5 protein-coding genes are annotated in these 6,445 nt (G+C 32.8%); 1 reads left to right on the plus strand and 4 read right to left on the minus strand.

Annotated elements, in window-relative coordinates:
- Positions 1–18: 18 nt before the first annotated feature.
- Genes E6A48_RS07695 through E6A48_RS07705 form a run of 3 tightly spaced genes read right to left on the minus strand, consistent with a single transcriptional unit; the run spans position 19 to position 4,612 of the window.
- Positions 19–1,230, minus strand: a complete 1,212-nt coding sequence (locus tag E6A48_RS07695) for an FprA family A-type flavoprotein (protein WP_219709448.1) — start codon at positions 1,228–1,230, stop codon at positions 19–21.
- Between the two features lie 54 nt (positions 1,231–1,284).
- A complete protein-coding gene (locus E6A48_RS12215) occupies positions 1,285–3,210 on the minus strand; it encodes an acyl-CoA dehydrogenase family protein (protein WP_013243666.1) in 1,926 nt (641 codons plus the stop codon).
- A gap of 52 nt (positions 3,211–3,262) precedes the next feature.
- Positions 3,263–4,612, minus strand: coding sequence for a butyryl-CoA:acetate CoA-transferase (locus E6A48_RS07705; RefSeq protein ID WP_219709449.1), 1,350 nt, complete (start codon positions 4,610–4,612; stop codon positions 3,263–3,265).
- Positions 4,613–4,868: 256 nt separating this feature from the next.
- Between E6A48_RS07705 and E6A48_RS07710 the strand changes: the two genes are divergently transcribed.
- A complete protein-coding gene (locus tag E6A48_RS07710) occupies positions 4,869–5,699 on the plus strand; it encodes an EFR1 family ferrodoxin (protein WP_219709450.1) in 831 nt (276 codons plus the stop codon).
- 46 nt (positions 5,700–5,745) lie between these two features.
- Here E6A48_RS07710 and E6A48_RS07715 read toward each other — a convergent pair whose 3' ends face one another.
- Positions 5,746–6,408, minus strand: coding sequence for a hypothetical protein (locus E6A48_RS07715; RefSeq protein ID WP_219709452.1), 663 nt, complete (start codon positions 6,406–6,408; stop codon positions 5,746–5,748).
- Positions 6,409–6,445 lie beyond the last annotated feature (37 nt).

The raw sequence follows: 6,445 nt of genomic DNA on the forward strand, positions 1-6,445 counted from the left end.
TTTTAAGTGTTTTTAATCTTATTTCATAGATTCAACTATAGCATCAACTAAAGAATCAATCTCACCAATGTTAGCATCTTTCATAGAAGAAGAAACAGATACTTGAGGGTCGATGATTTCGCATTGTTTTAAGTTGTTTTCAATGAATTCTTGCATCAAAGCACCAGATTTAGGAGCCCAAGAACCATTTTCTATGATAGCGAACTTACGTTTTTGAACATTAAGAGCTCTCATATCATCTAAATAATTATGCATAGGAGGATAAATATTCAAGTTGTAAGTAACAGAAGCAAGAACAACATGACTATATTTGAAAGTTTCAGAAATCAAATAAGAAACATGAGTGCTTGAAACATCATACATAACAGTGTTACTAACACCTTTTTCAGCTAATTTAGAAGCAACAACACCAGCCATAGCTTCAGTATTACCATACATAGAAGCATAAACGATTAATACACCTTTAGTTTCAGGCTCATAAGTGCTCCATTTGTTGTATTTTTCAAGAATGTAACCTAAATCTTTTCTCCAAACAGGTCCGTGTAAAGGACAAAGCATTTTAATTTTGTCTATTATACCGCCAGCTTTTTTAAGTAGATGCTGTACATGAGGACCATATTTACCAACGATGTTAGTATAATATCTTCTAGCTTCATCAAGCCATTCTCTGTCGAAGTTAACTTCATCAGAAAATTGTTTGCCATCTATAGCAATGAAAGAACCGAAAGCGTCAGCAGAGAATAAAACACCATTAGTGCTATCGAAACTAACCATAGCTTCAGGCCAGTGAACCATTTGAGCAGCAATGAAGTGAATTTCATGCTTACCAAATTTTCTAGAATCACCTTCTTTTACTTGAATTTTTTTGTCATCAGTAATAGTGAAACCAAATTGATCCATAAACATAAATGCTTTTTCAGTAGCAATAACTTGAGTTTCAGGGTGACGAATCAATACTTCTTCAATAGAAGCAGCATGGTCAGGTTCCATGTGGTTGATAATCATGTAATCAAGTTTTTTACCGTTTAAAACATATTCTATATTATCTAAGAATTGTCTGCAAACTGCCCAATCAACAGTATCAAAAAGAACAGTTTTTTCATCTAATAAAAGATAAGAGTTATAAGAAACCCCTCTAGTTAAAGGGTGAACATTTTCAAATAGAGCCAAACGATGTTCATTAGCTCCAACCCAATATAAATCTTCAGTAACTTTTCTAACGCAATGCATTAAATTTCCTCCTTTGTTAGTTTATCAAAATTAAGCATTTTACTTAATTATTATTTATGCCTTAATGAAGTTAGCTTTTTCTTCACTACATTCAGGACATACCCACTCTTCTGGAAGAGCAGTAAAGTCTGTACCTGGAGCTATTTCAGCTTCTGGGTCTCCAACGAATGGATTATACTCATAACCACAACCAGAACAAACATATATTTTTGGCATTTCCATAACTTTCTTAGGTACGATTCTTTTAATTTTCTTGTAAGGTACTTCAGCAGGTTTTTTAGCAGCATCGCCACCTAAAGCAGCAGTAAGTAAAGGAAGTATCTCAGTAACATCACCAACAATACCATAGTCAGCATTTTTGAATATTTTAGCAGAAGCTTTCATATTGATAGCAACTATGATAGAAGCGTTTTTAATACCTTTCAAGTGTTGGTTAGCACCAGAAATACCGCAAGCAATATACAAGTTACCATTGAATTTTTGACCAGACATACCAACATATCTATTGATAGGTAAGTATCTCAATTCTTCAGCAACAGGACGAGAACAACCAATAGCAGCACCAGCAGCTTTAGCTAAGTTCTCAACAAGTTTCATATTTTCTTTACCGCCAATACCTTTACCAGCAGAAACAACTCTTTCAGCATCAACTATAGGAGTATTAATGTCAATACCAACAGAGAAGTCGATTCCATCTTTCTGTAAAGCAGCCACAAGAGCATTAACTTTGTCTTGAGCAGAACCTTCTTTGAAGATGATGTTTCTTCTTTCACCAGTGATAGGACCTTTTTTAGCCATAGGACCAGCAACAGCAGCTGCAGGAGATTTAGGCATTTTACCAAGTATAGCAGCAGAAATAACAACTCTTTGAATTTCGTTAGTACCTTCATAGATTGTACAAATCTTAGCATCGCGGTAAGCTCTCTCAACCATGTAAGCACCTTTAATATAACCGTTACCACCATGGATTTGAAGAGCATCATTAACAACTTCCAAACCTATATCAGAAGCATACTGTTTAGCCATAGCAGCTTCCATACCATAAGGTTCATGTTTTTCTTTAAGATAAGCAGCACTGTAAACAAGTAATCTTGCAGCACGTAATTTAGTAGCCATATCAGAAAGTTTGAAAGCAATAGCTTGTTGTTGAGCTATAGGGCGACCAAACTGTATTCTGTCTTTAGCATATTCTAAAGCAGCCTCATAAGCTCCTTGAGCTATACCTAAAGCTTGAGCAGCAATACCTATACGACCGCCGTCAAGAGTTTGCATAGCAATTTTGAAACCTTGTCCTTCTTTACCAAGTAAGTTTTCTTTAGGAACTTTAACATCAGAGAAAAGTAATTGAGCAGTAGAAGATGAACGTATACCAAGTTTGTTATAATGTTCACCAAACTCAAAACCTTCCCAACCTTTTTCTACTATGAAAGCACTAATACCTTTAGTACCAATACCAGGAGTAGTAACAGCGAATACTACATAAGTATCAGCTTTAGGAGCATTAGTGATGAATATTTTTTCACCGTTTAATATGTAGTGGTCACCATTTAATACAGCAGTAGTTTCTGTACCGCCTGCATCAGAACCAGCTTCAGGCTCAGTTAAACCGAAAGCACCTATTTTTTCTCCTTTAGCTAGAGGAGTTAAATATTTTTTCTTTTGCTCTTCAGTACCGAAAGCAGCGATAGGGTAAGAACCTAAAGAAGTGTGAGCTGATAAAATTACACCAACACCACCATCAACTCTTGAAAGCTCTTCTACAGCTATAGCATAACTAATAACATCTAGTCCAGCACCGCCGTATTCTTTACCATATGGTATACCCATAATATCTAATTTCTTTTTACCCATTTCTTTTACAGCTTCATCTGGGAATTTATTATCAAGGTCAAGCTCTACAGCTATAGGTTTTACTACTTCTTCAGCCCAAGCTCTGACCTTAGCACGAAACTCTTCGTGTTGTTCAGTTGTTTTAAACATTTGCTTCTCCTTTTTTAATTAATTTGTTTTATTATGAATTAAACTAACTTTTTTATTTATTGCTATTTCTCCAGATATTGCATTCTTGAGCTTTTTTGATTAACTCTTCTCTAAAATCTGGATGAGCTATAGATATTAAAGCTTCAGCTCTTTGCCAAGTGCTTAAACCTTTTAAGTTTACTTTACCATACTCTGTTACAACATAATGAGTATTAGCTCTTGTATCTGTAATAATAGTACCATTAGCAAAACTTGGAACTATTCTTGATTGCAATGAACCATCTTTACCTTTTACAGTTGATGATAAACAAATAAAGCTTTTACCGCCTTTTGAAAGATAAGCACCTAATACAAAGTCTAATTGTCCGCCAGCACCGCTTATATGTTTAGTACCAGTAGATTCAGCACTTACTTGACCGAATAAATCTATTTCAACAGCATTGTTTATAGACATAAAATTATCTATAGAAGATATTACTCTTACATCATTAGTATAATCTACAGGAGCAGACAAACATTGAGGGTTATTATGAAGGAAATCATATAACTTTTTAGTACCAGCACCAAAAGCATAAGTTTGTCTTCCTCTGTCTATATTCTTTTTATTTCCAGTGATTTTACCAGCTAATGATATATCAACAAAAGCATCAACATACATCTCTGTGTGTACGCCTAAATCTTTAAGGTCAGATTCTGCTATTAAAGAACCTACAGCATTAGGCATACCACCAATACCCAACTGTATACAAGCACCATTAGGTATTTCTTCTACTATAAGTTTAGCTACAGTTTTATCTACCTCAGTAGCAGCACCGCCTCCTCCTAATTCTACTATAGAAGGATTATCTCCCTCTACTATCATATCAACTTGATTAATATGTACAGATTCTCCGCCGATATGGTCAGCACCTAAACAGCGAGGCATATTTTCATTTACTTCAACTATAACACATTTTGACCTTTCTATAACAGCCTGCATATGTGACGCATTAGGACCAAAACTAAAATAACCATTCTCGTCCATAGGTCCAACTTGGAACATAGCCACATCTATACCGCGAGGTAAATCTCTATAATATCTAGGCATTTCAGAATAACGAATAGGGTCATAAAAACAAAATCCTCTTGATATCGCTTTTCTTTCTATACCAGACATATGCCAAGAGTTCCAAGTAAAATGTTTTTCTGGATTAAGAATTTTAAATATTTGAGGCTCCCAACATAATATACCGCCTCTAATATTTATATCTGTTAGCTCGGGCATTCTTTCAGCTAATGCTTTATCTAATTCTATTGGGGTAGCAGTTACCCAACCGTAATCTATCCAGTCACCAGATTTTATTACCTTAACGGCTTCATATGGCGAGGTTAATTTTTGATTATAAAGTTTGATATAATCCATGAAATCTCCCACTTAAATGATTTTTTGATATACTCTAGTATAGTAAAATAAATTTTGATTGTCAATCAAAATTTACAAGATATTATTTTTAAATTTTATTTCTCTATATATTATTATTCTTGTTTTATATTTTTTATTTCACAAAAACTACATTTTTATTTTTTATTTTTTGCTTTTATTTGTTTTTTACTTGACTTATAGATATTTATTTACATAATTATTATATAATAGATAAAAGTACTATGGGGGGTATATTATGATAGTAAAAAAAGTCTATGCTGTATATTACAGTGCCACTGGTACTACTCAGAAAATAGCTTCTTTTATAGCAGAAAATGTCGCTAAAAAACTTAATGTTGAGTGTGAGAAATATAATTATAGCTTGCCTAAAAGAAGAGAAAAAGTGCTTGAGTTTAAAGAAAATGATTTAGTGATATGCGGAAGTCCTACCTATGCAGGAAGAGTTCCAAATATAATGCTTCCCTATTTAAAAAACAACATTAAAGGTAATGGTGCTTTAGCTATACCTGTAGTGCTTTTTGGTAATAGAAACTTTGATGATGCTCTAATTGAACTTAGAAATATCTTAGAAGATAATGGTTTTCATACTATAGCTGGTGCTGGTTTTGTTGGTGAGCATTCTTTTTCTTATACTTTAGGGGCTAATAGACCTGATGAAAAAGATATGCAAATTGCTGCCGATTTTGTAGACAAAATAGTAGAGAAAATAAGAACTGTTGAAAATATACCTACTGAACCTATTAAAGTGAGAGGAAATGACCCTATTCGTCCTTATTATACACCAAGAGATAGACATGAACATGCTATTGATATATTAAAAGTAAAACCTAAAGTTAATTTGTCAAAATGTACAGATTGTAAAATATGTGCTCATGTTTGCCCTATGGGGTCTATTGATTTTAATGATGTGAGCAAATATGTTGGTATATGTACAAAATGTGGTGCTTGCATCAAAAAATGCCCAGAAAAATGCAGATATTATGATGATGAGGGCTATTTATACCATCAACATGAGTTGGAAGAACAGTTTGAAAGAAGAGCTGAACCTGAAATATTTTATATGTGATTTTTATAACTTATCATTTTATATAAATATATATTTTAATGATAAGTTATAATTTTATTAACTTCTTAATATAACAACTTCCAATACCAGGAAAATCGCAAGTTTGTGAGGCAATAGACCAAGAAGCTCTTAATTCTTTATCAGCATAAACCATATGGCTTATATTTTCTGGAATCAATATTTCATTAACAGTTGATATATTTATTAATTCATTTGCAAGAAGCATAGGCTCTCCCATGCATACTACTTCATTGAATAATACTTCAGTATCTGAAACCTGACAAAAGCATAAATCTCCCATAGCTATAGAAATGCTTACACTATATCTATTTGCTTTTAATGTTGACATTAGTTCTTTGGCACAACTATAGGCGTCTTTTAAAATATCGCTGTAAGTTGTATTTCTAAATTTAAAATTGTCAGAAAATACTGCTACTATATATTGAGCTGATATTTGATCAACTTTTCCGCCATATTTATTGCTTATTATAGGCAATGATTTGCTGTAAAAATCTTTTAGATATGAATTAAGTTTTTTTTGTTTTAATGTGTTTAGAGCTCCATATAGATTGCATAGTTTTAATGATAATACTACAGAAGAAGCATTTGTATTTTTTATATAATTTTCTCCTTCATTTATGCTAAAAAATACTTTTTTGTCTGTAAAATTTGATAGATATTCTTCGTATTGTGCTTTTCCTATTATCATAAAACTTCTCCCAAATGAACTATTATTTAATTATATT

Origin of the sequence: Brachyspira pilosicoli (genome assembly GCF_019402445.1) — a bacterium.
Lineage (GTDB): Bacteria > Spirochaetota > Brachyspiria > Brachyspirales > Brachyspiraceae > Brachyspira > Brachyspira pilosicoli_B.

Bases quoted from the DNA above. Each gene is read 5' to 3' on its own strand.
- E6A48_RS12215 (WP_013243666.1), bottom strand. From the start codon at position 3,210: ATGTTTAAAACAACTGAACAACACGAAGAGTTTCGTGCTAAGGTCAGA.
- E6A48_RS07695 (WP_219709448.1), bottom strand. From the start codon at position 1,230: ATGCATTGCGTTAGAAAAGTTACTGAAGATTTATATTGGGTTGGAGCT.
- E6A48_RS07710 (WP_219709450.1), top strand. From the start codon at position 4,869: ATGATAGTAAAAAAAGTCTATGCTGTATATTACAGTGCCACTGGTACT.
- E6A48_RS07715 (WP_219709452.1), bottom strand. From the start codon at position 6,408: ATGATAATAGGAAAAGCACAATACGAAGAATATCTATCAAATTTTACA.
- E6A48_RS07705 (WP_219709449.1), bottom strand. From the start codon at position 4,612: ATGGATTATATCAAACTTTATAATCAAAAATTAACCTCGCCATATGAA.